25 protein-coding genes and 1 other RNA gene are annotated in these 25,449 nt (G+C 43.7%); 18 read left to right on the forward strand and 8 right to left on the reverse strand.

Annotated elements, in window-relative coordinates; translation table 11 throughout:
* Positions 1-63: 63 nt before the first annotated feature.
* Positions 64-807 carry a 1-acylglycerol-3-phosphate O-acyltransferase gene (locus tag VHA01S_RS01505; RefSeq protein WP_023402585.1) on the forward strand — a complete coding sequence of 248 codons (744 nt, stop codon included), beginning with the start codon at positions 64-66 and terminating at the stop codon, positions 805-807.
* Positions 808-1,011: 204 nt separating this feature from the next.
* On the opposite strand, the gene tolC is transcribed toward VHA01S_RS01505, so the two are convergent.
* Positions 1,012-2,328 carry an outer membrane channel protein TolC gene (gene tolC / locus VHA01S_RS01510; protein WP_023402586.1) on the reverse strand — a complete coding sequence of 439 codons (1,317 nt, stop codon included), beginning with the start codon at positions 2,326-2,328 and terminating at the stop codon, positions 1,012-1,014.
* 267 nt (positions 2,329-2,595) lie between these two features.
* Here tolC and nudF point away from each other — a divergent pair, with 267 nt between their 5' ends.
* From nudF to parC, 6 genes are all read left to right on the forward strand, one after another.
* On the forward strand, positions 2,596-3,234 hold the full coding sequence (gene nudF, locus VHA01S_RS01515) for an ADP-ribose diphosphatase (protein WP_023402587.1): 639 nt from the start codon (positions 2,596-2,598) through the stop codon (positions 3,232-3,234).
* On the forward strand, positions 3,213-3,653 hold the full coding sequence (locus tag VHA01S_RS01520; protein ID WP_023402588.1) for a DUF1249 family protein: 441 nt from the start codon (positions 3,213-3,215) through the stop codon (positions 3,651-3,653). Before nudF ends, VHA01S_RS01520 begins: the two co-directional genes overlap by 22 nt.
* 34 nt (positions 3,654-3,687) lie before the next feature.
* Positions 3,688-4,506 (forward strand): 3',5'-cyclic-AMP phosphodiesterase, encoded by an 819-nt coding sequence (cpdA, locus tag VHA01S_RS01525; RefSeq protein ID WP_023402589.1) that lies wholly within the window; start codon positions 3,688-3,690, stop codon positions 4,504-4,506.
* A gap of 6 nt (positions 4,507-4,512) precedes the next feature.
* Positions 4,513-5,100 (forward strand): esterase YqiA, encoded by a 588-nt coding sequence (yqiA, locus tag VHA01S_RS01530; protein WP_373277876.1) that lies wholly within the window; start codon positions 4,513-4,515, stop codon positions 5,098-5,100.
* 263 nt (positions 5,101-5,363) lie between these two features.
* Entirely contained in the window at positions 5,364-7,244 is a 1,881-nt protein-coding gene (gene parE, locus VHA01S_RS01535) for a DNA topoisomerase IV subunit B (RefSeq protein WP_023402591.1), read from the forward strand.
* Positions 7,245-7,246: 2 nt separating this feature from the next.
* The gene (gene parC / locus VHA01S_RS01540) at positions 7,247-9,499 is read left to right on the forward strand and encodes a DNA topoisomerase IV subunit A (RefSeq protein WP_023402592.1); all 2,253 of its coding nucleotides are present in this window, start codon (positions 7,247-7,249) and stop codon (positions 9,497-9,499) included.
* 99 nt (positions 9,500-9,598) lie between these two features.
* Here parC and degS read toward each other — a convergent pair whose 3' ends face one another.
* The 3 genes from degS to zapG all read right to left on the reverse strand — a co-directional run bounded on the left by degS (position 9,599) and on the right by zapG (position 12,711).
* Positions 9,599-10,687 carry an outer membrane-stress sensor serine endopeptidase DegS gene (gene degS, locus VHA01S_RS01545; RefSeq protein WP_023402593.1) on the reverse strand — a complete coding sequence of 363 codons (1,089 nt, stop codon included), beginning with the start codon at positions 10,685-10,687 and terminating at the stop codon, positions 9,599-9,601.
* Between the two features lie 103 nt (positions 10,688-10,790).
* Positions 10,791-12,161 carry a DegQ family serine endoprotease gene (locus VHA01S_RS01550; protein ID WP_023402594.1) on the reverse strand — a complete coding sequence of 457 codons (1,371 nt, stop codon included), beginning with the start codon at positions 12,159-12,161 and terminating at the stop codon, positions 10,791-10,793.
* Positions 12,162-12,276: 115 nt separating this feature from the next.
* Positions 12,277-12,711, reverse strand: coding sequence for a Z-ring associated protein ZapG (gene zapG, locus VHA01S_RS01555; RefSeq protein ID WP_023402595.1), 435 nt, complete (start codon positions 12,709-12,711; stop codon positions 12,277-12,279).
* A 119-nt stretch (positions 12,712-12,830) separates the two neighbouring features.
* Here zapG and zapE point away from each other — a divergent pair, with 119 nt between their 5' ends.
* From zapE to sspB, 8 genes are all read left to right on the forward strand, one after another.
* Positions 12,831-13,943, forward strand: a complete 1,113-nt coding sequence (gene zapE, locus VHA01S_RS01560; protein ID WP_023402596.1) for a cell division protein ZapE — start codon at positions 12,831-12,833, stop codon at positions 13,941-13,943.
* Between the two features lie 265 nt (positions 13,944-14,208).
* Positions 14,209-14,637, forward strand: a complete 429-nt coding sequence (gene rplM / locus VHA01S_RS01565; RefSeq protein WP_021714364.1) for a 50S ribosomal protein L13 — start codon at positions 14,209-14,211, stop codon at positions 14,635-14,637.
* Between the two features lie 15 nt (positions 14,638-14,652).
* Positions 14,653-15,045: a 30S ribosomal protein S9 gene (rpsI, locus tag VHA01S_RS01570; protein WP_017026825.1), complete on the forward strand. Its 393-nt coding sequence runs from the start codon at positions 14,653-14,655 to the stop codon at positions 15,043-15,045.
* A 342-nt stretch (positions 15,046-15,387) separates the two neighbouring features.
* On the forward strand, positions 15,388-15,978 hold the full coding sequence (petA, locus tag VHA01S_RS01575) for a ubiquinol-cytochrome c reductase iron-sulfur subunit (RefSeq protein ID WP_039969944.1): 591 nt from the start codon (positions 15,388-15,390) through the stop codon (positions 15,976-15,978).
* On the forward strand, positions 15,978-17,240 hold the full coding sequence (locus VHA01S_RS01580) for a cytochrome b (RefSeq protein ID WP_023402598.1): 1,263 nt from the start codon (positions 15,978-15,980) through the stop codon (positions 17,238-17,240). The genes petA and VHA01S_RS01580 overlap by 1 nt, the downstream gene beginning before the upstream one ends.
* The gene (locus tag VHA01S_RS01585) at positions 17,240-17,977 is read left to right on the forward strand and encodes a cytochrome c1 (protein WP_023402599.1); all 738 of its coding nucleotides are present in this window, start codon (positions 17,240-17,242) and stop codon (positions 17,975-17,977) included. The genes VHA01S_RS01580 and VHA01S_RS01585 overlap by 1 nt, the downstream gene beginning before the upstream one ends.
* 84 nt (positions 17,978-18,061) lie before the next feature.
* Positions 18,062-18,697 carry a stringent starvation protein SspA gene (gene sspA, locus VHA01S_RS01590; RefSeq protein ID WP_021714369.1) on the forward strand — a complete coding sequence of 212 codons (636 nt, stop codon included), beginning with the start codon at positions 18,062-18,064 and terminating at the stop codon, positions 18,695-18,697.
* Positions 18,697-19,191 (forward strand): ClpXP protease specificity-enhancing factor, encoded by a 495-nt coding sequence (gene sspB, locus VHA01S_RS01595; RefSeq protein ID WP_023402600.1) that lies wholly within the window; start codon positions 18,697-18,699, stop codon positions 19,189-19,191. The genes sspA and sspB overlap by 1 nt, the downstream gene beginning before the upstream one ends.
* An 88-nt stretch (positions 19,192-19,279) precedes the next feature.
* Here sspB and VHA01S_RS01600 read toward each other — a convergent pair whose 3' ends face one another.
* Genes VHA01S_RS01600 through VHA01S_RS01615 form a run of 4 tightly spaced genes read right to left on the reverse strand, consistent with a single transcriptional unit; the run spans position 19,280 to position 22,865 of the window.
* Positions 19,280-20,065, reverse strand: a complete 786-nt coding sequence (locus tag VHA01S_RS01600) for a BON domain-containing protein (protein ID WP_023402601.1) — start codon at positions 20,063-20,065, stop codon at positions 19,280-19,282.
* Positions 20,066-20,093: 28 nt separating this feature from the next.
* Positions 20,094-20,684, reverse strand: a complete 591-nt coding sequence (locus VHA01S_RS01605) for a phosphoheptose isomerase (RefSeq protein WP_023402602.1) — start codon at positions 20,682-20,684, stop codon at positions 20,094-20,096.
* A 2-nt stretch (positions 20,685-20,686) separates the two neighbouring features.
* Positions 20,687-21,055 carry a YraN family protein gene (locus VHA01S_RS01610; protein WP_023402603.1) on the reverse strand — a complete coding sequence of 123 codons (369 nt, stop codon included), beginning with the start codon at positions 21,053-21,055 and terminating at the stop codon, positions 20,687-20,689.
* The gene (locus tag VHA01S_RS01615; RefSeq protein ID WP_023402604.1) at positions 21,039-22,865 is read right to left on the reverse strand and encodes a penicillin-binding protein activator; all 1,827 of its coding nucleotides are present in this window, start codon (positions 22,863-22,865) and stop codon (positions 21,039-21,041) included. The genes VHA01S_RS01610 and VHA01S_RS01615 overlap by 17 nt, the downstream gene beginning before the upstream one ends.
* A 63-nt stretch (positions 22,866-22,928) precedes the next feature.
* Between VHA01S_RS01615 and rsmI the strand changes: the two genes are divergently transcribed.
* The 3 genes from rsmI to rsmH all read left to right on the forward strand — a co-directional run bounded on the left by rsmI (position 22,929) and on the right by rsmH (position 25,433).
* Positions 22,929-23,792 (forward strand): 16S rRNA (cytidine(1402)-2'-O)-methyltransferase, encoded by an 864-nt coding sequence (gene rsmI, locus VHA01S_RS01620; RefSeq protein ID WP_039969922.1) that lies wholly within the window; start codon positions 22,929-22,931, stop codon positions 23,790-23,792.
* An 81-nt stretch (positions 23,793-23,873) separates the two neighbouring features.
* An RNA gene (gene rnpB, locus VHA01S_RS17760) (RNase P RNA component class A) lies at positions 23,874-24,254 on the forward strand.
* Positions 24,255-24,482: 228 nt separating this feature from the next.
* The gene (gene rsmH / locus VHA01S_RS01625; protein WP_023402606.1) at positions 24,483-25,433 is read left to right on the forward strand and encodes a 16S rRNA (cytosine(1402)-N(4))-methyltransferase RsmH; all 951 of its coding nucleotides are present in this window, start codon (positions 24,483-24,485) and stop codon (positions 25,431-25,433) included.
* Positions 25,434-25,449: the final 16 nt, after the last annotated feature.

A 25,449-nucleotide genomic window follows, 5' to 3' on the forward strand; every position in this document is an offset into this window, starting at 1 on the left:
GCGATGGGAATTACTATTGAGAATAACAATTAAACAGCGAAGGTTATCGCTAGGAATTACATAATGATTGCTTTACTGCGCATGTTTTTGGTCTTGATTTTTGCCATATTGATGTTTGTGTTTGGCTGTGGCTATTGCCTATTTAGCCCAAGAAATCCAAAGCACGTATTTACCTTTGGTCGTTACTTTGGTGCAATGCACCGCGTATTTGGTATCAAGCTAGAGCTTAGACTCCCAGAAGATGCTTATAAGCGAGACCAAGCAACTTATATTGCTAACCATCAAAACTCTTGGGATTTATTTACCGTATCTTCTGCCGTTACGCCAAATGTTGTGACTGTAGGTAAGAAGAGCTTATTGTGGTTGCCTTTATTTGGTCAATTGTACTGGTTAACAGGGAATATCCTGATTGATCGTGCCAACCGTTCTAAAGCTAAAGGCACTATCGATCAAGTGGTCGATAAAATGAAGCAAACGCGTTTATCCGTGTGGATGTTCCCTGAAGGTACTCGTTCTCGTGGTCGAGGCTTATTACCCTTCAAAACGGGTGCTTTTCATACTGCAATTGGTGCTGAAACACCGATTATTCCGATTGTTTGTAGCACCACGCAAGACAAGATAAAACTGAATCGTTGGAATAACGGACATGTAATTATCGAAATGCTACCTGCTGTAGATACTTCTGAATACAGCAAATCAAATGTCCGTAAATTGGCTGAAGTTTGCCGTAACCAAATGGAAGAGAAGCTTAAAAGCTTGGACGAAGAAGTTGATGCAAGAAACGCCGCTGACGGTGTGAAAAACTAAGATTAATCACGCTAACGCTAAGTAACCGACCTACAATCGAGCATGTAAAGCAGCGGGCTTGATAGGTTATTTACTACAGGTTATTGGCTATAGGTTATTGATTAAGCTCGGCATCTCGTTCGGAAAAGATGTTACGAAGATAAAATTTAGACATTAAAAAGGCTAGTCACTGACTAGCCTTTTTACTTACTGTTCTAAAACTGATTAAGAGTTTTTAGATTCTACTGGCGCAGGTTTTAAGCCATCGTTGATATCTAAGATATCTTGTTCGCTTAATGTACCCACCGCTTCTTTTAATTGCAGTACGCTGATGATGTAGTTGTAACGAGCATCAGATAGGTTACGTTTTGCTTCAAACACTCGACGAGTGAAATCTAAAACGTCAACCACTGTACGTGAGCCAACTTCATAGCCTGTTTCAACAGCAGATAGTGCAGACTCTGCAGAAACTAGAGATTGCTCAAATGCGCGGATAGAACCTATGGTTGCATCAATGTTGTTGTTAGATGCACGTACCGTTTTAACTACTGAACGGTAAGACGCTTCTAAGTCTTCACTCACTGCAACATAGTCATATTCAGCTTGTTTTACCTGAGAGCTAACATTGCCACCCGTATACAATGGTACAGAAAGGTTAATGCCTAGGTTGTATTTAGTGTCATCAACATCAGTACCGCTGATTTCACCATTACCGTAGCCAGCATCAGCATTGAAAGTCAGCGATGGTAGGTGACCAGAGCTTGCTAAACGGATGTTGTCTCTTGCGATATCTTGGTTGATACGAGCTGCCAGTAAGCTAAGGTTTTCTTCCTGAGCTTGTTCTACAAGTGCATCGTTCGTTTTATCTGATTTAGAAGCAGAGAAACGTTTGATATCTAGGATATCTAGATTCTGGTGGCCAGTACCTGTGATTTCACGTAGTGATTCGTAGCTATTTACTAAAGCGTTTTTTGCGCTTACTTCTTCTGCGAGTACGCTATCGTATTCAGCTTGAGCTTCATGTACGTTAGTGATTGCAGATAGACCAACATCAAAACGTTGTTTTTCTTGATCGAGTTGACGTTCAACTGCGCTTTTCTCGGCTTGAACGAACTCTAAACTGTCTTTTGCTCGTAACACTTCAAAGTAGGCTGTAGCGGTACGCAGGATAAGATCTTGTTGCTTAGCCGCATAAGCAGAGTCTGCTTGGCGTGCTTTCTTCTCTGTGGTTTCAAGAGTAACCCAGCTTGAACGTTGATAAAGCTCTTGGCTTAAGCCAATGCCAGCTTGAACAGCGTTAGTTTTTGCTCCAGTGTAGCCTTCACCATAGTCATAAGAAGCGGTTAGGTTAATTTGAGGAAGCAAGGAACTGCGTGATGAAGTAATCGATTCAAAAGCTGCGTCACGTTGAGCCGCTGAACGTAACAGTTGAGGATCACTCTTTTTCGCTTGATTATAAACATCAGCTAGATTTTCTGCACTGGCTGATACAGACAGACCACACAGAGAAGCTGAGATAAAGATGGACAGCGCTTTCTTCATTGTCGTAACTCTTCCTGCTACTTAAATTTATATTTAATTGATTAGAATATAGGTATTGGTTTGAATTTGAACTGTTTTTACACAATTTTACACAGCATCCTATACAGTATCGTACAGGGTACTACAAAAACCAATAATATGGCTATTGTTACATGTTTTTGTTAAAAAAACACAGTTCATTATCTATTCAGGTAGTATTAATCTTATACATGATAATAGCTAAATATCTTAAAATAGCTTGTCATTCACCCCGTAAAGAGAATGCTTATGTCTAACCCTAGCTCTTACCCGACATTCCACAATAAAGATGTTGAAATTATTGAAAAAAAGACCTTATTTAAGGGGTTTTTCAGCCTGACTCAAGTGACATTTCGTCATCGACTATTTGCCGGGGGGTGGAGTGAAGAGATAGAGCGAGAGCTATTTGAACGCGGACACGCTGTGGCAATGCTGCCTTACGATCCAGTGACAGACCAATTGGTGATGGTGGAACAGATTCGTGTTGGTGCACTTGGTGATGCAAGGCCATGGCAGTTAGAAATTGTGGCAGGAATGTTGGATAAAGAAGGTGAAGACCCAATTGATGTGGCTAAGCGAGAGTCCGTTGAAGAGGCTGGCTTGGCCGTGAAAGCCATTCAACACATCAGCGGTTATTATCCTTCGGCAGGGGGTTGCTCTGAACGTCTAGAATTATATGTTGGGCAGATAGAAGCACCGCTATCCGGTGGTGTTTTTGGTTTAGAGTCGGAAGGTGAAGATATCCGCGTACATGTTCTAAGTAGAGAAGAGGCTTACGAACGAGTGAAAAATGGTACAATTGAGAACGCAGCATCTATCATAACGATTCAGTGGTTGATGTTGAATCATCAACAACTGAGAAAACAATGGTTAATCCAAGAAAAGTAAATTCAGAATATCATGTTGATTTTGCAGGCCTTATGCGTTTGTATGAGACTAATTATGCCAAATTAAACGCCTTGCTTCCTCGTCCTGCAGTGGTGGGAGATAAACGAACGTATCAAGTGCAAGATCAAGTTTATCAGATTAATATTTTGGAAATTACTCGTTATACCACTTTGGTGAACGTTTATCAGTGTGATGTATGTCCCATTTTTCCACTTCCAAGCATGACGGTACGTCTATATCACGATGCAAGGGTTGCAGAAGTATGTGCAAGTGAAAAAATGAGAATAGTGAATGCACGCCATGATTACCCAAATAAAAAAATGGTGCAAAAAGATGAAAAGCACCAATTGAATAAATTTCTTGGAGATTGGCTGACATTTTGTTTAAAAATGGGAATTAGTAGAGAGCCCCTGTTATGAGCTCAGCTTATAAATAATATTGGAAAGACTGATTGTGGAACCGCATATAGTTGTGACGGAAGAAACCGTCCAATTACTACAAATTACAGACACGCACTTATTCGCTGATGACGAAGGGTGTTTGCTAAGTGTGAATACAGGGTTGAGTTTTCAAGCTGTAGTGGATGATATTGCCGCGCACAACCTACCTTTTGATGCCATTATTGCCACGGGTGACATATCTCAAGATCATTCAGTCGCCTCTTACAATCGTTTTGCAAACGGCATAAAAAAACTGGTGAAGCCTTGTTACTGGTTACCCGGTAATCATGATCTACAAGCAAATATGGGCAAAGTCTTACCTTCTGAGCAAATCAATGAAGTCTCGCATGTATTTGCTGGAGACTATTGGCAATTGATCATGCTCAATAGCCAAGTTGAAGGTTTACCCCACGGCTACCTTGAGCAGCATGAACTTGATCTGCTCGATGAAAAATTGAGCCAGCATCCAGAACGCCATACCTTAGTGTTGCTACACCATAACTCATTACCTATTGGTAGCACTTGGCTTGATCAACACAAACTACAAAAAGCCGATCAATTTTGGCGTGTCTTAGAAAAGCATAATAATGTTCGCGCTGTATTGGGTGGACATGTGCATCAAGATTTTGAACAAGAGTGTCACGGTATAAAAGTGATTGCGACACCGTCAACGTGCATTCAGTTTAAGGCCAATACCCATGAGTTTGCTTTGGATACACTACCACCAGGTTGGCGCCATATACAGCTGCATAAGGATGGACGTTTAGATTCGCAGTTACATCGTCTTGATGAAGGCTGTTTCGTCCCAGATTTTGACGCGCAAGGCTATTAAATGACAATGCATAACAAACCCTCTTTGTTGCTTTATTTGCACGGCTTTAATAGTTCACCTCAGTCGCATAAAGCTCAGTTAATGAGAGAGTTTTGCCAAAATCATAGACCGGACATTCGCTTTGTTGCTCCGCAACTGCCTGTTTACCCAGAGCCTTGCATTCAAAGCCTACGCACTTTATGTGATGAATTGAGCCAAGAATATCAAATTGGTTTAGTGGGAAGTTCGATGGGTGGGTATCTATCAACATGGCTCAATAAAGAATATGGTTTTAAAGCCGCTTTAATTAATCCAGCGGCAAGACCTTTTGATTTACTGCAAGATTATTTAGGCCCACAATTCAATCCCTATACTGAAGAAAAATACATTCTAAAGCAGGAACATGTTGAGCAACTCAGAGCCATTGATGTTGCGAAAATTAATCAAACTGCAGATTTCTGGCTGTTGCAACAAAAAGGGGATGAAGTCCTCGATTATCGACAAGCTGTAGATAAATTTATAGGGTGCAAACAGACCGTAGAAGAAGACGGCGATCATAGTTTTATAGGGTTTGAGCGCTACCCAAGCGCGATAGTGGAGTTTCTTCAACTCTAATGTAAACCTTACGCTACAATTCATGATGTTTGCTTGATAACTGCACAATTGTCATGCTTTTTTATCTGGAAATCAGTGCAAACTTGACATAACCGCCACTGCGCCAGACTATGTAAAGCATTCAAGTTGTATCACGGTTAATTAACGACCAGAATCAATTCATCTGCCATTGCCGTTTTAACAATTTTAAGCATCTATAAGATTGCCAATTTCTCAATGATGAGAAGCGATGTTTAACAACGCCAAGAGTAAATTTTCAAATTATGACTGAACAATATAACGCTGGGGCGATAGAAGTCTTAAATGGCTTGGAGCCAGTCCGCCGTCGCCCTGGAATGTATACCGATACTGTACGTCCCAACCACCTTGGGCAAGAAGTTATTGATAACAGTGTCGATGAAGCGTTAGCTGGACATGCTTCCAAAATACAGGTCATCCTACATGCCGATCAGTCTCTAGAAGTGATTGATGACGGGCGTGGTATGCCTGTGGACATTCACCCTGAAGAGGGGATTTCTGGTGTGGAACTTATTTTATGTAAGCTGCATGCCGGTGGTAAATTCTCCAATAAGAATTACCAATTTTCTGGTGGTTTGCACGGGGTGGGTATTTCGGTTGTAAACGCACTATCGCAACGAGTTGAAGTCAACGTTCGCCGTGATGGACAAGTTTATCAAATCGCTTTTGAAAATGGCGATAAGGTCGAAGAACTCTCCGTTGTTGGTACCTGTGGTAAACGCAACAGCGGTACTAGTGTGCACTTTTGGCCAAACACTAAATATTTTGATTCAGGGAATTTCTCTGTATCAAGGCTGATCAATAACCTGCGTGCCAAAGCCGTATTGTGTCCTGGCCTCGAAATTACCCTGCAAGATAAAGTCAATAGTAAAGAGCACAAGTGGTACTACGAAAGTGGTCTCAAAGACTATCTTGCTGAAGGTGTTAAAGGTTACACAGTTTTACCGGAAACGCCGTTTACCGGTCAGTTCTCTAGTGAGATTGAAGGTGCTGATTGGGCCATTATTTGGCAACCAGAAGGTGGCGAATTAATTACTGAAAGTTACGTGAACTTAATCCCGACCTCACAAGGCGGTACGCACGTAAACGGTTTGCGCCAAGGTTTGCTAGATGCGATGCGTGAGTTTTGTGAATTCCGCAACTTATTACCGCGTGGCGTGAAGCTGACCGGTGATGATATTTTTGATCGCTGTTCTTATGTATTGTCGATCAAAATGCAAGATCCTCAATTTGCCGGACAAACCAAAGAGCGACTCTCTTCTCGTCAATGTGCTTCTTTTGTTTCTGGTGTCATCAAAGATGCCTTTAGCCTGTGGCTGAATGAAACCCCACATATTGCCGAGCAACTGGCAGAGGCGTGTATTGCAAATGCTCACCGCCGTATGCGCGCCAGCAAAAAAGTGGTACGTAAAAAAGTAGCATCAGGGCCTGCATTGCCAGGTAAATTAACCGATTGTACCGTACAAGATTTAGCTCGCACCGAACTATTCTTGGTGGAAGGTGACTCGGCGGGAGGCTCAGCTAAACAGGCGAGAGACCGTGAGTTTCAGGCCATCATGCCACTGCGTGGTAAGATTTTGAACACTTGGGAAGTTAGCGCCGATCAAGTGTTAGCTTCACAAGAGGTACATGATATCTCTGTCGCTCTGGGGATAGACCCAGACACTGAAAGCCTAGAAGGCTTACGTTACGGTAAGATCTGTATCCTAGCGGATGCGGACTCGGATGGACTGCATATCGCAACCTTACTTTGTGCTTTGTTTACGCGTCACTTCCGCTCATTGGTAGGGGCAGGTCATGTGTACGTTGCTATGCCGCCACTGTTTAGAATTGATTGCGGTAAAGAGGTTTTTTACGCTCTTGATGAAGAAGAGAAAGATGGTGTTATCGAACGTTTAAGCAGTAAGCGCGCCAAAATCAACGTACAACGATTCAAAGGTCTGGGTGAAATGAACCCATTACAGCTTCGTGAAACCACCATGGATCCCAATACTCGCCGTCTAGTACAGCTCACCATAGATGATGATGAACAGACAATGGAAATGATGGACATGCTATTAGGTAAAAAGCGTGCAGATGATCGCCGTCATTGGTTACAAGACAAAGGCGATATGGCTGAGGTATAAGAATGTCGAACGAGATTACATACGATGGCGTTGAGCAGTTACCGCTGCGCAAATTTACCGAAGACGCCTATTTAAACTATTCAATGTACGTGATCATGGATCGTGCATTGCCTTACATTGGTGATGGTCTAAAGCCGGTACAGCGCCGCATTATTTATGCGATGTCAGAGCTGGGTTTATCCGCTTCATCTAAATATAAAAAATCAGCTCGTACCGTTGGTGACGTACTTGGTAAGTATCACCCACACGGTGATTCAGCGTGTTATGAAGCTATGGTGCTGATGGCGCAACCATTTACCTACCGTTACCCATTGGTAGACGGTCAAGGTAACTGGGGTGCTCCTGATGATCCTAAGTCTTTTGCTGCAATGCGTTATACCGAATCTAAACTGTCTAAGTTTGCTGAGGTATTGCTGGGCGAATTAGGTCAAGGCACAGTGGAATGGCAACCTAACTTTGATGGTTCGATGAAAGAGCCTCAAATGTTACCGGCGCGTCTGCCTCATATCTTACTAAACGGTATTACTGGTATCGCAGTGGGTATGGCAACGGATATTCCGCCACACAACGTCCGTGAAGTAACCAACGCCACTATTGAGTTAATCGAAAATCCGAAAGCTGAGCTAGCGGATGTGATGCAATATGTGCAAGGCCCAGATTACCCGACCGAAGCGGAAATCATTTCCCCAAAAACGGATATCGAGAAAATTTATCGCACTGGCCGTGGCAGTATTAAACTGCGCGCGGTTTGGCATAAAGAAGGCAGTGATGTGGTCATTACTGCATTACCGCACCAAGTATCAGGTTCTAAGTTATTAGAGCAGATCGCCAACCAAATGCGCGCTAAAAAGTTGCCTATGGTTGATGATTTGCGTGATGAATCCGATCACGAGAACCCAACGCGTATTGTTATCGTACCTCGCTCAAATCGAGTGGATTGCGATCAGTTAATGAACCACCTATTTGCCTCAACCGATCTTGAGAAAAACTATCGTGTGAACTTAAACATGATTGGTTTGGACAAGCGTCCGCAGGTAAAAGGTCTTGTTCAAATACTAAAAGAGTGGATTGAGTTCCGCCGTTCAACGGTTCGCCGTCGCTTGCAGTTCCGCTTAGATAAAATCTTAGCTCGTCTACATATCCTTGAAGGTTTGTTAGCAGCGTATCTCAACATTGATGAAGTGATTGAGATTATTCGTACTGAAGACGACCCGAAAGCGGTGTTAATGTCTCGCTTTGAGCTTTCGGCGATTCAAGCGGATGCCATCTTAGATACCAAATTGCGTCAATTGGCGAAGTTGGAAGAATTTAAGATCCGTGGTGAGCAAGAAGAGCTAGAAAAAGAGCGTAAACAACTTGAGTTGCTACTAGGTTCTGAGCGTCGTTTAAACACCTTGCTGAAGAAAGAGCTCAAAGCCGATGCTGAGAAATACGGCGATGATCGACGCTCACCATTAGTAGAACGTGCTGAAGCGCGAGCGCTAACGGAAAAAGACTTACTACCAAACGAGCCAATTACGGTGGTCTTGTCTGAGAAAGGTTGGATTCGTCATGCTAAAGGGCATGAAGTAGACGCATCAACCCTCAATTATAAGTCCGGTGATAAATACTTAACCTCGGCCAAAGGTAAGAGTAATCAACAAGCAATATTCTTAGGTTCTGATGGACGAAGTTACTCATTAGAGTCGCATTCTCTGCCATCGGCGAGAAGCCAAGGTGAACCGATTACCGGCCGTTTAAACCTATCGACTGGTACCAGTATTCGTCAGGTATTAATGGGTGATGATGAACAACTATGGTTAGTTGGTTCTGATGCAGGTTACGGATTTGTGTGTCGTGGTAGCGATTTACTCTCCAAAAACCGCAATGGTAAAGCGTTAGTGAACTTACCGCAAAGTGCTGAAGTCTTAACGCCAAGCCCTATATCAGAGTTAGACCAAGATGAGATCCTTGCGATCACAAACTTAGGTCGTATGCTGATGTTTGCCATTAAAGACTTACCACAACTGAGCAAAGGTAAAGGGAATAAGATCATCAATATTCCTTCAGCGAAAGCTAAGAGTCGTGAAGAGTTTGTCACGCAATTGCTAGCGGTGCCTGCCAATGCCACAGTGACCTTGTACGCAGGCAAACGTAAGTTAGGCTTGAAACCAAGTGATTTGGATAACTTTAGAGGTGAGCGAGGACGTCGCGGCGCTATGTTGCCACGTGGTCTACAGCGCGTCACTGCTATTGAAGTGCAAACTAACGAGTAAGTTCATTCAGCTTTGATAAGCTATAAAAACGGCCTGCAAATCATTTGCAGGCCGTTTTATTATGTATGAATCATTGTGTTGAGGATATTCTAGTGGCGATTATCGAGCACCCTGATTGTGGGTTAAGTGTCGATTATCTTCTCCGATCTTAATCGTCAGTTGTTTTTGTTTGCCGTCTCTTACGATCATGATATTCACTTTAGAACCGGGGCGAGCATCGGTGATGGCGTCCATAACGTTTTGACGGTTATCAGCCACCATATCGCCAATTTTAACTATGATGTCTTGTGGCTTTATTCCGCCAACATCTGCTGGGCCTCCAGGCTCAACGCCTAGCACAATAATGCCACCATTAAAGTTGCCAGCTAAAAGGCGATTGGTCATCGAACTAATATCTTGCCCATCGACCCCGATATAGCCACGAATGACTCGCCCATCAGCAATAATTTTGTTCATGATTTTCCACACCAATTTTTGTGGAATGGCAAACGAAATGCCGTAGGTTTCTAAATCCGTTGCTTGCTGAAAAGAGGCGGTATTAATACCAACAAGCTCTCCTTTAGAGTTAACTAAAGCTCCCCCTGAGTTCCCTTCATTGATTGCTGCGTCAGTTTGAATGAAGGCCTGACGTCCATCATTGCTGATGGAAGAACGTCCCGTTGCCGAGATAATGCCAAAAGTGGTGGTTTGCCCTAGGTTATATGGGTTGCCAATGGCTAATACGACATCACCGACTTTTGCTGAATAGTTAGGGTTGAGTGGAATAACCGGAAGATCCGACATCGATATTTGCAGTACCGCAATATCGGTGCGGCGATCTTGCCCTATCAATTGAGCACTGGCGACGCGACCGTCTTGTAGCGCTACAATAACTTGATCGGCACTTGCCACCACATGGTAATTGGTAATGATGTAGCCTTTATCGCTTACGATCACTCCAGAACCTAAACCTTGTGTTTTTAGCTTGCTGCGATCTTCTTCTGAGTATTGGCGACTGTAGATATTGACCACTGCAGGCGCAGCTCGCCTTACCGCCTTATTGAAAGACATAGGGCTAGGGGAGTTTTCGCTTTGACTTTGCTGAGTTGAAGTCGGAATTACTTTACTACGCAGACTAGGAACCACAACAATAACTAAAGCCGCAGCGAGTAATCCAAGCAGAACAGATCGTAATAAGAATCTCAGCATGATGGTCTCAATAAATGATGTGTGAGCGCAAAGCATAACACTCAATTTTAGTGAAGGAAAAGGGAAGCCCGCTAAGCTTCCCTTAAGGTATTAATGGTCTGCTCTAGCGAACAACCACTACCACTTTTCTATTGCCGCGCTGAATGTGTAGCGCAAGGATACCGTCCTGTTTTTCAGCAATTGCTCGGAACTCTCCAAGGTTCGCTACAGGTTGGCGGTTGACCCCAATAATGATATCGCCTTGCTCTATTTGATAAGAGGCCGCTGGCGAGTTTTCAGCAACCGAAGTGACTTTAACGCCTTGGTAGGCATCCGCTTTAGTAGTGTTGGTTAAAGCCGCGCCTTTTAGTCCAGCATGAAGCTGTTCAGCTTTGGTCTGCTGCGTCGGAGACTCACCTAAAGTAACATCAAATTTCTTGGTGTCGCCATCGCGAATAACCCCAAGAGTCACTTTTTTGCCTGCGCCTAACGTGGCCACTTTAGCGCGAAGTTCACTAAAGGTATCTATGCGTTTGCCGTTGACACTAACGATAACATCGCCTGCTTGTAGGCCGGCTTTATCCGCTGCGCTATCCGGCATCACTTGATTGACGAATGCACCGTGATTTGACTCGTAACCAAGAGCTTCAGCAAGCTCTGTGGTGATTTCTCCACCTTGTACGCCTAGCATGCCTCGTTTCACTTCACCAAATTCGATGATTTGATCGGTGAGGTTACGAATCATATTGGAAGGGATGGCAAAACCAATCCCAATGTTACCTCCATTCGGACCTAAAATGGCGGTGTTAATGCCAATGAGCTCACCGTTTAGGTTCACGAGTGCACCACCTGAGTTACCGCTGTTAATGGCAGCATCAGTTTGGATGAAGTTTTCAAGGTTATCTAGGTTTAGTCCACTGCGTCCCAGAGCGGATACAATGCCCGATGTGACGGTTTGACCTAGACCAAATGGATTGCCAATGGCAACGGTAAAGTCGCCAACTCGTAGTGTGTCAGAGTCGGCAAAGGTGACTTCTGATAAGCCTTTCACTTTTTTGGTGAGTTTTAACAGCGCAATGTCCGACATTTTGTCGCCACCGATAAGCTCAGCGTCATATTCACGACCATCGGTGAGCTGCACTTTAATGGTGTCGGCGCCATTGATAACGTGATAATTAGTGACGATACGCCCTTTTTCAGCGTCGATGATTACCCCTGAGCCCAGCCCTCTAAATGGGCGCTCTTGAGGTTGCTCTGCTGGAAGTTGGTCGCCAAAAAAGAAGCGAAAACTATCAGGGATCTGCTGTGTAGAGACTTGAGTACCTTCTACTGCAATGCTCACAACAGCAGGAGACACCTGTTCAAGCATAGGTGCAAGACTAGGCAATTCATGATTATCTACCTTTAAAGGTAGAGCTGCACTGGCGTGCAGCGGTGTGATGATTGAGCTTAAGCTTAAGGCTACAACAGATAAAGCAAGCAAAGGTCTTTTCATCATTAACTCCGTTTAGTTGATACTGAAGTTTGAGACATAAAAAAAACGAGCAAGTTCCATATCTAGAGTGATATCTAGAAATTCGATATAGACTTAAGCTTTTGAAAAGGCTTAATTAAGACGCTCTAATTGCTTCAGGGGCATCTAGAATTTCTTTCTTCTCGTCTTTTAACATCCCAGTAGCTCCGTTAGCGTAGTCTTTCGGTGGTACATTGGTTGATGTGCTGTCATCTTCTTTTTTATCTTTTGCTTCAATGTGTTTTGCAAACGGGTTGTCTTGAGTGGGTAGGTTAGGCAGCAAATCATTTGATGTATTTGCCATGTGTTCATACAACTTACGATACTCTTTCCCCATATTTTCCAGTAGCTGAGCTGACTCTGAAAAGTGGTCATTGATGTCTTGTCGTTGTTGCTCTAATGCAAACTTTGAAGTCTCAAGTGCTTTTTGTAGTTCTTTTTGTTTTTTGTATTGAGGCGTAGTGATACGAGAAATAATCACTCCAATGATGATCCCAACGAATAGACTGATGATCGCATAAATCCAAGGCATAGTATTTCCTTTTGTTAATCTGTTAACAATCTAGTTACTGTGTTCTTACACCGAAACATACCTCATGTTACTATGAGAACCTTATCCAATAAAGAATCTAATTGAGTTCATCACCCAAAATGACGCCTTTAGAAAAATATCAGCACGATATCAAGCACCACGGATTTCAGTTTGACCCTAAACAGCATAGGGCAGTTCAAGAATTTAATGACTTGTACGTACGACTGACAGAATTTACTCAAACTTCAAAGACAGCTCCTATAAAAGGTTGGCGCAGTTGGTTTAATAAAGCCGAGCCGGTGACTTCACCTAAAGGGCTGTATATATGGGGCGGGGTGGGGCGAGGCAAAACTTACCTCATGGACAGCTTTTATGACTTATATCCAAATCAACGCAAGATGCGAATGCACTTTCATCGATTTATGCATCGGGTGCACGATGAGCTTAAACAGTTAGAGCAACAAGCGGACCCATTGCAGTTAGTGGCCGATAAATTTAAGAGCGAAGCGGATGTTATTTGTTTTGATGAGTTTTTTGTGTCGGACATTACCGATGCCATGCTGCTTGGCACCTTGTTTCAGGCGCTGTTTGCTCGCAATATCATTTTAGTGGCCACCTCGAATATTCCGCCGCATCTGTTGTATCGCAATGGCTTGCAACGAGCTCGTTTTTTACCCGCCATTGAGTTGATAGAAACGCACTGCCAAGTGTTTGAGCTCGATAGCGACAATGACTTTAGAATGCGAACGCTGCAACAAGCGGAGCTGTATCATTATCCTTGTGATGCTAAGGCTAAGCAAAATCTAAACCGTTACTTTGAGTCATTAAGTACGGCCACAGCCGAAGGCGCGGAAACGGTGCGATGCATCGAAGTGAATCATAGACAGCTAGATGTGATTAATGCGCACAATGGCGTATTGATGGCCAGCTTTACTCAGTTGTGCCAAACCGCGCGAAGCCAAAATGATTATATTGAGCTATCCCATGAATACCACACCGTCCTATTATCGGATGTACCACAGATGAATGGTGCTAATGATGATGCTGCCAGACGATTTATTGCATTGGTGGATGAATTTTACGAGAGAAAAGTCTGTCTTATTATTACCGCCGCGGTGGCGTTGACTGAGCTGTATGCGGGAGGACGATTAGAATTTGAGTTCCAGCGTTGTGAATCTCGCCTAACAGAAATGCAAAGCAGTGATTATCTATCACAAGAGCATTTAGCTTAAGTGCCATTGCCTATAACTTGAATGCCCGTAGTAGGCTTGTATTAGAGTATCGCCGGTGAAAAAACGCTCAAAAACCTGTCGAATAGGATTGCGTTTTTGCTCCGCTTCGGTATAATCCTGCGACCCACCGTTACTGCTGGTGATTTTTATTATTAAAAATTTGCCAAAGAGTGCCACCACTCGAAGGGGTGATGACTGGGCTCTTAGACAGTGGGAGCAACCGCTCCTTATTAGTTTAATTTCAAATTAACGGGTTATTATTAGCATGAAAACATTCGTTGCTAAACCAGAAACTGTAAAACGTGACTGGTATGTTGTAGACGCTGAAGGTAAAACTCTAGGTCGTCTTGCAAGTGAAATCGCTTCTCGCCTACGCGGTAAGCATAAAGCTGAATACACTCCTCATTGTGACACTGGTGATTACATCATCGTTGTTAACGCTGAGAAAGTTGCTGTAACTGGTAACAAGGCTAAAGGTAAAGTGTATTACCGTCACTCTGAATTCCCAGGTGGTCTTAAATCTATCACTTTTGAAAAGTTGATCGATAAGAAACCAGAAATGGTTATCGAACTAGCTGTTAAAGGTATGTTACCACGTGGTCCTCTAGGCCGCGCAATGTACCGTAAGCTAAAAGTATACGCTGGCGCTGAGCACAACCATGCTGCTCAACAACCACAAGTACTAGACATCTAATCGGGGAATATGGAAATGGCAGAGAATCAATACTACGGCACTGGTCGCCGCAAAAGCTCAGCTGCTCGTGTTTTCATCAAACCGGGTGCTGGTAACATCGTAATCAACAAGCGTAGCCTTGATGTTTACTTTGGTCGTGAAACTTCTCGTATGGTTGTTCGTCAACCACTTGAGCTAGTTGAAATGTTAGACAAGCTAGACCTTTACATCACTGTTTCTGGTGGTGGTATTTCTGGTCAAGCTGGCGCTATCCGTCACGGCATTACTCGTGCTCTTATGGAATACGATGAAACTCTACGTCCTGCTCTACGCGCTGCTGGATACGTTACACGTGACGCACGTCAAGTTGAACGTAAGAAAGTTGGTCTACGTAAAGCACGTCGTAAACCACAGTTCTCGAAGCGTTAATCTTTCTTTTACAGAAAGGGCAATGCTCCAACTTTCGAGTTGGAATTGTGTCAAAAAAGCTCGGTATTATACCGGGCTTTTTGTTTTTCTAGCCCCGCAAAAATTTCATTCCGTTTAGTATCACCTTCGTATCCCGCTAACAAGATGTTTCAACTTTACCTCTTTTGTGACCTATGCTCTGATTTGCTTCAGAGATGTTGTAAAAAGGTAGCTTTATCTTGTCTTAAAGTAGTGTTTTCTTTATCATTTCCCCCACAAAAATAGAATCAAAGTTTTACTTTTTAAAGCCGTGCTCTGTTGCAGGGGTAATTCTATCCAAAGGAGCAAATGGGAGAATGTTGGATGAGCAATGCGCCACTAAATAATGGACGTCGCAAGTTTCTAACCGCCACCACGGCCGTGGTAGGTGGATTAGGAGCCGCAGCTGTCGCTGTACCCTTTATCAAATCCTGGAATCCAAGTGCTAGAGCTAAATCAGCTGGCGCTCCGGTTGAATTCGATATCAGTAAATTAGAAGAAGGGCAAATGGCCCGAGTCATCTGGCGTGGACAACCGGTTTGGGTTGTTAAGCGTGGACAGGCTACATTAGACGAACTTGATCAACTCACCGAACAACTGCGTGATCCTGATTCAGTAGAGGAACAACAACCTTCTTACGCACAAAATATTTATCGTTCCTTGAAGCCTGAAATCTTTATCGCTGTAGGTTTGTGTACGCACTTAGGGTGCTCACCAACTTATCTTCCAAATACGTTTAGCGAGCAAGTTAGTGGTGTTAAATCAGGTTTCTTCTGCCCATGTCACGGTTCAAAATTTGATATGGCAGGACGTGTTTTCCAAGGTGTACCTGCGCCTTATAACCTAGCAGTGCCGCCACATATGTATATGGATGACAATCTAATTATAATCGGCGAAGACGAAGGAGAGGCATAATGGAGGCTTTATTAGGCTGGGTTGAAAAACGCATTCCAGCTATGAATACCTATCGTAAACACATGTCAGAGTACCCTCAGCCAAAGAACTCAAACTTTTGGTATATCTTCGGTGCTTTGGCGATGTTGGTGTTGGTTAACCAGATTGTGACTGGCATTTGGCTTACCATGAACTATGTGCCATCAGCAGAAGGCGCGTTTGCTTCTGTTGAATACATCATGCGTGATGTGGAGTATGGTTGGTTGCTTCGCTACATGCACTCAACTGGCGCATCTTTCTTCTTCATTGTCGTTTATCTGCATATGTACCGTGGCCTTATTTATGGGTCTTACCAGAAGCCTCGTGAGCTAGTTTGGCTATTTGGCATGTTGCTGTTTGTGGTGCTGATGGCTGAAGCTTTCATGGGTTACATGTTACCTTGGGGACAAATGTCGTACTGGGGTGCTCAGGTAATCATCGGTTTATTTGGCGCAATTCCAGTGATTGGTGATGATCTAACGCTGTGGATTCGTGGTGACTATGTTATCTCTGGCGCAACCCTAAACCGCTTCTTTGCTCTGCACGTTATTGCGTTGCCTATCGTATTGCTACTGCTAGTAGCACTGCATATTTTGGCGTTGCACGAAGTGGGCTCAAACAACCCTGATGGTATTGATACCAAGTTGCCAAAAGGCACTATGGGTGATGATTACGAGTCGGAATTTAAATTCCACGAAGACTACACCAAGAAATACGACATTATAGATTCAATGCCATTCCACCCTTACGGAACGGTGAAAGATCTATTCTATGTGGGTGTGTTCTTGCTGTTCTTTAGCTATGTCTTGTTCTACGCACCTGCCATGGGAGGTTTCTTCCTTGAGCCGCCTAACTTTGAAGTTGCGAACCCACTTAAAACGCCGGAACATATTGCTCCAGTTTGGTATTTCTCTCCAAACTACGCCATTTTGCGTGCAATTCCTGACAAGTTGATCGGTTTTGTCTTCTTTGGTGGTTCGATTGTGGTGCTGTTCTTGTTGCCTTGGATTGACCGTTGTAATGTGCGTTCATTCCGCTATAGAAGCCGTGTGCATTTGATCAACTTGATCCAATTTACGATCTCATTTATCGGTCTTGGTGTGCTAGGTACGCTGCCAGCGACAGAGTTGTATACGAATCTATCTCGTTTGTTCAGTCTGGGTTACTTCATGTTCTTCGTAGTGTTGTTTATCTACAGCAAGAATGAAAAGACTAAGACGCTACCGACAAGGATCACCAAATAATGAAAAAGTTATTCATATTATTATTTGCGCTAGTGCCGGCTCTTGGATTCGCAGCAGGCGGAAACTTTGCTCTCGATAAAGCAAACAATGATATTCGAGACAAAGAGTCTTTGCAGCGCGGTGCTCAGACGTATATGAACTACTGTTTTGCCTGTCACTCAACGCAGTATCAACGTTATGAGCGTGTCGCCACTGATCTGGATATTCCAATTGATCTGATGCGTGAAAACCTGATGTTCGATTCTGAAGCGGTCGTTGGGGACTTAATGGTCAACAACATGCCCGCTGAAGATGCCGCAAAATGGTTTGGCGTAGCACCACCAGATTTGACGCTAACGGCGCGCGTACGCGGTGTGGATTGGTTGTACACTTACTTACGTTCATTCTATGAAGATCCAAGTCGTCCATTTGGCGTAAACAATGTGATCTTCCCGAGCGTGGGTATGCCTCATGTTCTGCAAGAGTTGCAAGGCGTGCCACAACCTGTTTTTGAAACTCATATGATTGATGGTCAAGAGCAGCAAGTAGTTGTGGGTGTGAAAGCGGATGCGACGGGAGAGTTAAGTCAAAGCGAATACGATGATACAGTTCGTGACTTAGTGAACTTCCTTGAGTATGCGGGCGACCCTGTGCAAGTTGAACGTGAAAACTTAGGTATCTGGGTATTACTGTTCTTAACAATTTTCACCGCAGTTGGCTACCTACTATATAAAGAATATTGGCGTGATATTCACTAATTGTGATACGATGTAACGCTGATTTCTGAAATGGAGGCATGTCGCCTCCATTCTTATATTTAAATTTACAATACCGGAGGGCTCATGGCTGTAGCTGCCAATAAACGTTCTGTGATGACTCTATTCTCAAGTGCTACTGATATGGCTAGCCATCAGGTACGTATCGTTTTGGCTGAGAAAGGCGTAGCTGTTGAAGTTGAGCTAGTCGACGAAGCGAATTTACCTGCTGAACTTGTAGAATTGAACCCATACAAATCTGTTCCGACCTTAGTGGATCGTGAACTGACTCTTTATGATTCAAAGATTATTATGGAATATCTAGATGAGCGTTTTCCTCATCCACCTTTGATGCCAGTTTACCCAGTTGATCGTGGTAAAAATCGTCTGATGATGTACCGTATTCAACGTAACTGGTACAGCGTAGCAGAGAAAATTATCTCTACTACAGGTGAAGAACAAGAAAAAGCTCGTCAAAAACTGCGCAACGATCTTCTAATGTTGGGTCCTCTATTTGCTGAAAGCGAGTACTTCATGAGTGAAGACTTTAGCTTGATCGATTGTTACCTTGCTCCACTATTGTGGCGTCTACCGACATTTGGTATCGAGCTAACAGGTCCTGGTTCAAAAGAGCTTAAGATCTACATGAACCGCGTATTTGAACGTGATTCATTCCTAGCTTCTCTTACTGAAGCTGAGCGTGAGATGCGTCTAGTTCGTTAATGGATATTTCAACAATGACTCCACGCCGACCTTATTTGCTTCGTGCATTTTATGATTGGTTGGCAGAAAACGATCTCACTCCACATTTGGTGGTTGACGCCAATATGCCGGGTGTTCGTGTTCCTGAAGAGTACATTCAAGATGGTCAAATCATCTTAAATGTCGCGCCTCGTGCGGTAGGTAACTTAGAAATTGGTAATGAAGCATTAACGTTTCATGCTCGTTTCGGTGGCCGTCCGCATTCAGTTATCGTTCCGATTTATGCAGTACAAGCTATTTATGCTCGTGAGAATGGCGCAGGGACGATGTTTGAACCTGAAGAAGCTTACGAAAATAGCAATATTGAAGCTGAAGAGACACATCTAGCACCTGCTGATTCGTTTTCTGTGGTAGAAGATACAGAAGAAGTCGTGGTTGATGATGAAACATCACCTGAACCTGATGACGAACCGCCTAGACCGAAAGGGCGTCCAAGCTTACGTGTGGTGAAATAGACCTATCGTTAGCTGTTGATGATTGACTCATCTTCAAGAATAATAAAAAGGAGCCGTTTGGCTCCTTTTGTTTTTTATCCGTCCAGCTTTATTCTGCTACGGGTTCTTCAACGATATCATCAGTCCGATCAATGATCACATCACCGCCCATTACCGCATCATCTTCTGCGATGGTGCCATCTTGAGTTGAACTGTCATCTTGAGCCTTATTCCCTTGAACCTCATTCTCTTGAGAGCTAGCTTCCGTCGTTGGCGCAGCTATGCTTGAAGTCGGTGTATTTTTCACATCATTAGTCGTGGTCGCCACATCGGCGATTTCAAAGCCGCGAATAACCAATTTTACACCGCTAACATTGCGCGCAGTTTCGGTGGCGATATCAGCACTTTTAGGGTCAACATAGCCAAATAAAAACACTTCACGGTTTTCTGTCACAACCTTAATCGAGATGCCTCTCAGCTTACTTTCACCGAGTAGCGCCGATTTTACCTTGGTCGTGATCCAACTATCTTGGCTCATTTGCGATAAATTGATGGTCGGTTGAATGCGCAGTTGGTTATACACCTTTTTGACACCAGGTATATCGGCAACACGCTTGCCGATCTGTTGGTGCAGTTCTTCGGTAGGGGCTTGTCCTATCAAAACGACTTTGCCTCTAAATGAATTTGCGGCTACGCGAACTTTACCTGCAAAAGGGGCTTTATTGCCTAGGGCAGCTGCTTCAAATTCAATATTGTTATCATCCCACACTTCACGAGCAGAACGATTGTCAGTGACGACTGAGGCATCGCTGACCAACATATTTGAGCAGCCAGCGGTCATCAAACATGCCATCAAAGTGATGATGTATAAAAAGGGTTTCCGAGTGTACAACATGGATGGAGATCCTCACTGGTATAAAATATTACTCAACGTGTTCGGGGAATAATACTTGATCGATAAGGTCACATAGACAGTGCAATGTCAGCATATGCATTTCATGAATGCGTGCCGTTCTATTGGAAGGGATACGAATTTCTACGTCATGTTCACCAAGTAGGCCTGCCATTTCGCCGCCATCTTTACCGGTAAGGGCAATGATAGTCATGTCTCTTGTTACCGCCGCTTCCATAGCTTTAATGATGTTTTTGCTGTTACCACTGGTGGATAGAGCAAGCAAAATATCACCTTGTTGACCGATAGCTCGAACTTGCTTTGAAAACACTTCTTGGTAGTGATAGTCGTTGGCAATCGCGGTTAAGGTAGTCATGTCTGCCCCTAATGTCATTGCTGGCAGGCTCGGTCGTTCCGTTTCAAATCGATTTAATAGGCTAGCGGCAAACTGTTGTGAGTTGGCGCTTGAGCCTCCGTTACCACAACAAAGAATTTTCTTACCGTTCAGTAGAGTGCTAACCATAGCTTGCGCAGCATGAGTAATAGCATCAGGCAATTCTTCTGCGGCTGCGATTTGAATTTGTATGCTTTCAGTAAAGCTCGCTTTTATGCTCTCGTGCATATTTATCCTTCAACAATTGCGTTTTGTATCCATTCAACTTTCTCAGGGTCGCTACTTAAAGAGATGACATCAAATCGAAAGTAAGTATCACTAGGAGACAAGTTATTTTTTATCAGCCACAACATAGCAGTTTTCTTTAGTTTTGACTGCTTTGAATGAGAAACCGCATCAACGCCGCTTCCATAATATTGTTGCTTTCGGTATTTGACCTCAACAAAGACAAATTCTTGTTTGTCTTGCATGATGAGGTCTATTTCACCACATTTGGCGTGGAAATTTTTCTCAATAAAAGTGAGGCCTTGCTTCGCGAGGTATCGCTGCGCCTTGGCCTCATATTGATGTCCTATTGCCAGTTTATTGAGCAGACTCATATTCAGCCCAGCTTAACTGGCGTTGCACAACACAACGATCATCAATGCTAAGGACACCGGTTTGCCCTTTAATTGAATGACTTGGACTTACCTTCATGTTTGGCAGAGCATTGATCAGACTATAAGCGTCCATACCCAGTGCGTGTAGCCTTTTTTGTTGGTTGTTTGATTTGCTCCAAATGCTTTGCATTTGTGCATTCAATTCTGCATTTGGCTCCGTTAGCATCGGAATATCGCTGTAAATAACGCCAGATAAGTTCTGCGAAGCACGCTTCACGCCAGTATTGCTGAGTGAGTTAGCATACAGTTTTGGCGGCGTTGCTTCTGGGTTAATGGCGACATTGATAAATGGTTTAATCAAGTTCAGCTCAGAATCCCCAGCTACGATATACACAGCGTCGATATCTCGGCGAGAACGTTCTTCTGATTCCATTTCTGTGTGCATAAGATTGTTCATTTGTGCAATACGTCGTTGGCTTGCTTGTAGGCCAAACACACTGTTTACAGCACGCTGCAGCTGATTTTTAGAGCTAAAGTAAGAGATGGCACTCTTAGTGTCGTTATTTTTGCTCCACTCGGCTTTAAATGCATCTGCCATGCGTCGACCATAGCTACCGCTTGGTGCAATCAAAAGTGGGTATTTAGCGCCTGTCTCTGCTAAGTGTCTGGCTGCTTCTTCTGCTTCTTGCTCTGGTGATAGAGTGATGTAACAGAAATCGGTACCGTCTAGAATATCTTTAGGGAAATTCAATGCCAGCATAGGGATAGGGCTAGAGCTATTTTGTTGTGCCTCTTGTAACTCTTCAATGGTATTACGCATTAGCGGTCCAACAATGAAATCGACATCTTGCGCTTCGAGTTGTTGCTGGATTTGCGAGGTGTTGTTTTTGTTGCTGTCGATAACCACGTATTCGGTCTCAGGAAGACGTGCTTCATCGTGCATCATTGCAAACACAAAGCCATCTCTGATCACGCTTGCTTGCTTAGCAAATTTACCGCTAAGAGGAAGAATTAACGCTGTTTTGTTTGGCTGGACAATTTCTAGAGCCAGAATGTCTTTAATTTCTTGTGGGGTGTATAAAGCCGCTGGGTGGTGAACATTGTTATCAATCCAATCTTGGAATGACTTTTGTAGTTTTGGCAAATTATGATTATACGTTTGGTTAAACATGGCCAGTTCACGCCAACCTAGCAGTTCAGGCTCAGTTTCAGCGATCGGCATTGCTTTAAGCTCATCGGCACTGACGCTGTTCATTAAGGCCCAAATTTGGTCTACGTTTTGTTGCTGTTGATCTTCTGTTAGAAAATCAGCAAGCATCACTTGCTCTCGCGCTGCATTTAAAGGTTGATATAAAGCTTGGTAGATATCAGAACGAAGTTTGTAGTAGTGTTGCCACTGAGATTTATCTAGGCGCCACTCATTACGGAAGTTCAATTGTTTGATAGCATCCGTTGGCTGATTATTATTTAGCAGTAATTGAGCTCGCGCTAATTGCCATTCAGCTTGTTGGGTCTCACTCATGTTTTGTTGAGCCAAACGCTGAATGATTCGGTTTGCTAAGCCGGTATTATTTTCAGATACCGAAGCTTTTAGGGACAGGATAAGCCAATCTATTTGTTCTGAACCATCAGAGCTATCCGCTTTGATCAGGTAGTACTCAGAGGTTTGAGTCGGTTGATTAAGAATATTGGATTGTTGCGCAACTTCTGGATCAGAGGGTGGGCTCGAACAAGCTGCAAGAAGCACAGACAATGCAATGGGAGTAAGAATGCGTGATACACTGTATCCAGATCGATTTTTTTGCGCCATGAGTTCTTTAAATTATTGTGGATTAATTACTTCTATATTAATCCCTCAAGTGACGGTAAACAAATGACAGATAACAATTCTTTTAATTCTTCGCCTGCAATTCTCTATATCGTCCCTACTCCAATAGGAAATTTGGCTGATATTACTCAACGCGCCGTCGAAGTTTTAAGCAGTGTAGACCTTATTGCAGCTGAGGATACACGTCATACGGGGCGATTGCTTTCTCATCTAAATATCGGCACACGTACTTTTGCCTTGCATGATCATAATGAACAACAAAAAGCGCAAGTATTAGTCGAAAAACTATTAGAAGGGCAGTCCATAGCCTTAGTTTCAGATGCTGGAACTCCATTAATTAGCGATCCTGGTTATCATTTGGTCAATCAATGCCGTAAAGCGGGTGTACAGGTTGTGCCTCTGCCGGGTGCTTGTGCGGTAATCACCGCTTTGAGTGCATCTGGCTTGCCGTCTGATCGTTTTAGTTTTGAAGGTTTTTTGCCACCGAAGAGCAAAGGGCGTAAAGATCGCTTTTTAGAGCTAGCGAAAGTAGAACGTACCTGTATTTTTTATGAGTCGCCGCATCGCATCATGGATTCATTGGCAGATATGCTAGATGTACTTGGCACAGAGCGTCAGGTGGTATTGGCAAGAGAGCTGACTAAAACCTTTGAAACCATTCAAGGATTGCCGTTAGGCGAGCTTATCCCATGGCTTGAAGAAGATGCGAATCGCATTCGTGGTGAAATGGTGATCTTAGTTCACGGTCATCGTGAAGATAGCAATGATGAGTTGCCAGATGAAGCGCGTCGTACTTTGGCTATTTTGACCAAAGAGCTACCGCTTAAAAAAGCCGCTGCTTTAACGGCTGAAATCTACAATCTGAAAAAGAACGCTTTATACAAGTGGGGTCTAGAGCATTTAGACTAAGCGCTATCGCTCAGCCACTTTGTTTGCGCCGCGTTTTTATTTGATTAGACATCTGTGATCTTTGTCAGTACAATCCGCTCCGGAGCTAACCAGATAGTCGCTGCTTCGTTGATGTCCTTAGGGAGACTGACGGAGGGGAGGAAAGTCCGGGCTTCATAGAGCAGGGTGCCAGGTAACGCCTGGGGGGCGCAAGCCCACGACAAGTGCAGCAGAGAGAAAACCGCCGATGGCCTTCGGGCACAGGTAAGGGTGAAAGGGTGCGGTAAGAGCGCACCGTGCGGTTGGTAACAGTCCGTAGCAAGGTAAACTCCACCCGAAGCAAGACCAAATAGGCTCCCACGTTGCGTTGCTCGCGTAAGGGAGCGGGTAGGTTGCTTGAGCCAGTGAGCGATTGCTGGCCTAGACGAATGGCTATCACCGCGCAAGCGGATACAGAACCCGGCTTATAGGTATGCTCCACCTTTAAAAAGAAGCCCCGCCATTATGGCGGGGCTTTTTGCTTATTTGTACGAGAGATAAATGCTCGAAGTTGCATGTGCTAGAAGATGCGCTCACCTCTTATTCAATAAATTTGTGCAAGTCATTGCACGATTTGTTTAATAATTTGGTGAATTTGTTGACTAACGCTGACTAAACCGGACTATTTCAGTACACTAATTCATAGTTATTTAATTAAATCGAGCCTTTGTAATGAGCGAAGCTTTTAAACACGTCTCCGTCTTGCTAGAAGAATCCATTGATGGTTTAAACATTAAACCGGATGGCACCTATATAGATGGTACTTTTGGTCGCGGTGGTCACAGTCGCACCATACTCTCTCGACTGGGTGAAAATGGTCGCTTGTTTAGCATCGATAGAGATCCGCAAGCCATTGCTGAAGCCGCAAAAATTGATGATCCTCGATTTACTATTATCCATGGTCCATTTTCTGGCATGGAAGAGTACGCCAAACAAAGAGACCTAGTGGGTCAAGTCGATGGTGTTCTGTTAGACCTAGGTGTTTCGTCACCGCAACTTGATGATGCTGAACGTGGTTTTAGCTTCATGAAAGATGGTCCGTTGGATATGCGTATGGACCCAACTTCGGGGATTCCTGTTTCAAAATGGTTGATGGAAGCGGATATCGAAGATATTACTTGGGTTATTCGTGAGTTTGGCGAAGACAAGCACGCTTGGCGCATTGCTAAAGCGATAGTTGCGTATCGTGACAACGAAGAAAACGAACCTTTACTACGTACCGGTCAATTGGCGAAACTTATCTCCGATGCTGCGCCAAAGAGTTTTAAAGAGAAAAAACACCCTGCCACTCGTTCTTTCCAAGCATTTCGTATTTATATTAATAGTGAGCTTGATGAAATTGCCACAGCATTAAATGGGGCAAAAAACATCTTAGCGCCTGAAGGCCGCTTGTCAGTTATTAGCTTCCACTCTTTAGAAGATAGAATGGTAAAACAGTTTATCCGCAAAGAGAGTCGTGGACCGCAAGTTCCGCATGGTATTCCGATGACCGAGGAGCAGATCCGCGCACTGGGTAGTGCGGATATGAAGCCTGTCGGTAAAGCGATTAAACCGTCAGTTTCAGAGCTAGATATTAATATTAGAGCCAGAAGCTCAGTGCTAAGGATTGCTGAAAAACTATGAACGAATTAGAGACATC

Origin of the sequence: Vibrio halioticoli NBRC 102217 (assembly GCF_000496695.1) — a bacterium.
Classification (GTDB): domain Bacteria; phylum Pseudomonadota; class Gammaproteobacteria; order Enterobacterales; family Vibrionaceae; genus Vibrio; species Vibrio halioticoli.

Bases quoted from the DNA above. Each gene is read 5' to 3' on its own strand.
- VHA01S_RS01505 (WP_023402585.1), top strand. From the start codon at position 64: ATGATTGCTTTACTGCGCATGTTTTTGGTCTTGATTTTTGCCATATTG.
- tolC (WP_023402586.1), bottom strand. From the start codon at position 2,328: ATGAAGAAAGCGCTGTCCATCTTTATCTCAGCTTCTCTGTGTGGTCTG.
- nudF (WP_023402587.1), top strand. From the start codon at position 2,596: ATGTCTAACCCTAGCTCTTACCCGACATTCCACAATAAAGATGTTGAA.
- VHA01S_RS01520 (WP_023402588.1), top strand. From the start codon at position 3,213: ATGGTTAATCCAAGAAAAGTAAATTCAGAATATCATGTTGATTTTGCA.
- yqiA (WP_373277876.1), top strand. From the start codon at position 4,513: ATGCATAACAAACCCTCTTTGTTGCTTTATTTGCACGGCTTTAATAGT.
- parE (WP_023402591.1), top strand. From the start codon at position 5,364: ATGACTGAACAATATAACGCTGGGGCGATAGAAGTCTTAAATGGCTTG.
- parC (WP_023402592.1), top strand. From the start codon at position 7,247: ATGTCGAACGAGATTACATACGATGGCGTTGAGCAGTTACCGCTGCGC.
- degS (WP_023402593.1), bottom strand. From the start codon at position 10,687: ATGCTGAGATTCTTATTACGATCTGTTCTGCTTGGATTACTCGCTGCG.
- VHA01S_RS01550 (WP_023402594.1), bottom strand. From the start codon at position 12,161: ATGAAAAGACCTTTGCTTGCTTTATCTGTTGTAGCCTTAAGCTTAAGC.
- zapG (WP_023402595.1), bottom strand. From the start codon at position 12,711: ATGCCTTGGATTTATGCGATCATCAGTCTATTCGTTGGGATCATCATT.
- zapE (WP_023402596.1), top strand. From the start codon at position 12,831: ATGACGCCTTTAGAAAAATATCAGCACGATATCAAGCACCACGGATTT.
- rplM (WP_021714364.1), top strand. From the start codon at position 14,209: ATGAAAACATTCGTTGCTAAACCAGAAACTGTAAAACGTGACTGGTAT.
- rpsI (WP_017026825.1), top strand. From the start codon at position 14,653: ATGGCAGAGAATCAATACTACGGCACTGGTCGCCGCAAAAGCTCAGCT.
- petA (WP_039969944.1), top strand. From the start codon at position 15,388: ATGAGCAATGCGCCACTAAATAATGGACGTCGCAAGTTTCTAACCGCC.
- VHA01S_RS01580 (WP_023402598.1), top strand. From the start codon at position 15,978: ATGGAGGCTTTATTAGGCTGGGTTGAAAAACGCATTCCAGCTATGAAT.
- VHA01S_RS01585 (WP_023402599.1), top strand. From the start codon at position 17,240: ATGAAAAAGTTATTCATATTATTATTTGCGCTAGTGCCGGCTCTTGGA.
- sspA (WP_021714369.1), top strand. From the start codon at position 18,062: ATGGCTGTAGCTGCCAATAAACGTTCTGTGATGACTCTATTCTCAAGT.
- sspB (WP_023402600.1), top strand. From the start codon at position 18,697: ATGGATATTTCAACAATGACTCCACGCCGACCTTATTTGCTTCGTGCA.
- VHA01S_RS01600 (WP_023402601.1), bottom strand. From the start codon at position 20,065: ATGTTGTACACTCGGAAACCCTTTTTATACATCATCACTTTGATGGCA.
- VHA01S_RS01605 (WP_023402602.1), bottom strand. From the start codon at position 20,684: ATGCACGAGAGCATAAAAGCGAGCTTTACTGAAAGCATACAAATTCAA.
- VHA01S_RS01610 (WP_023402603.1), bottom strand. From the start codon at position 21,055: ATGAGTCTGCTCAATAAACTGGCAATAGGACATCAATATGAGGCCAAG.
- VHA01S_RS01615 (WP_023402604.1), bottom strand. From the start codon at position 22,865: ATGGCGCAAAAAAATCGATCTGGATACAGTGTATCACGCATTCTTACT.
- rsmI (WP_039969922.1), top strand. From the start codon at position 22,929: ATGACAGATAACAATTCTTTTAATTCTTCGCCTGCAATTCTCTATATC.
- rsmH (WP_023402606.1), top strand. From the start codon at position 24,483: ATGAGCGAAGCTTTTAAACACGTCTCCGTCTTGCTAGAAGAATCCATT.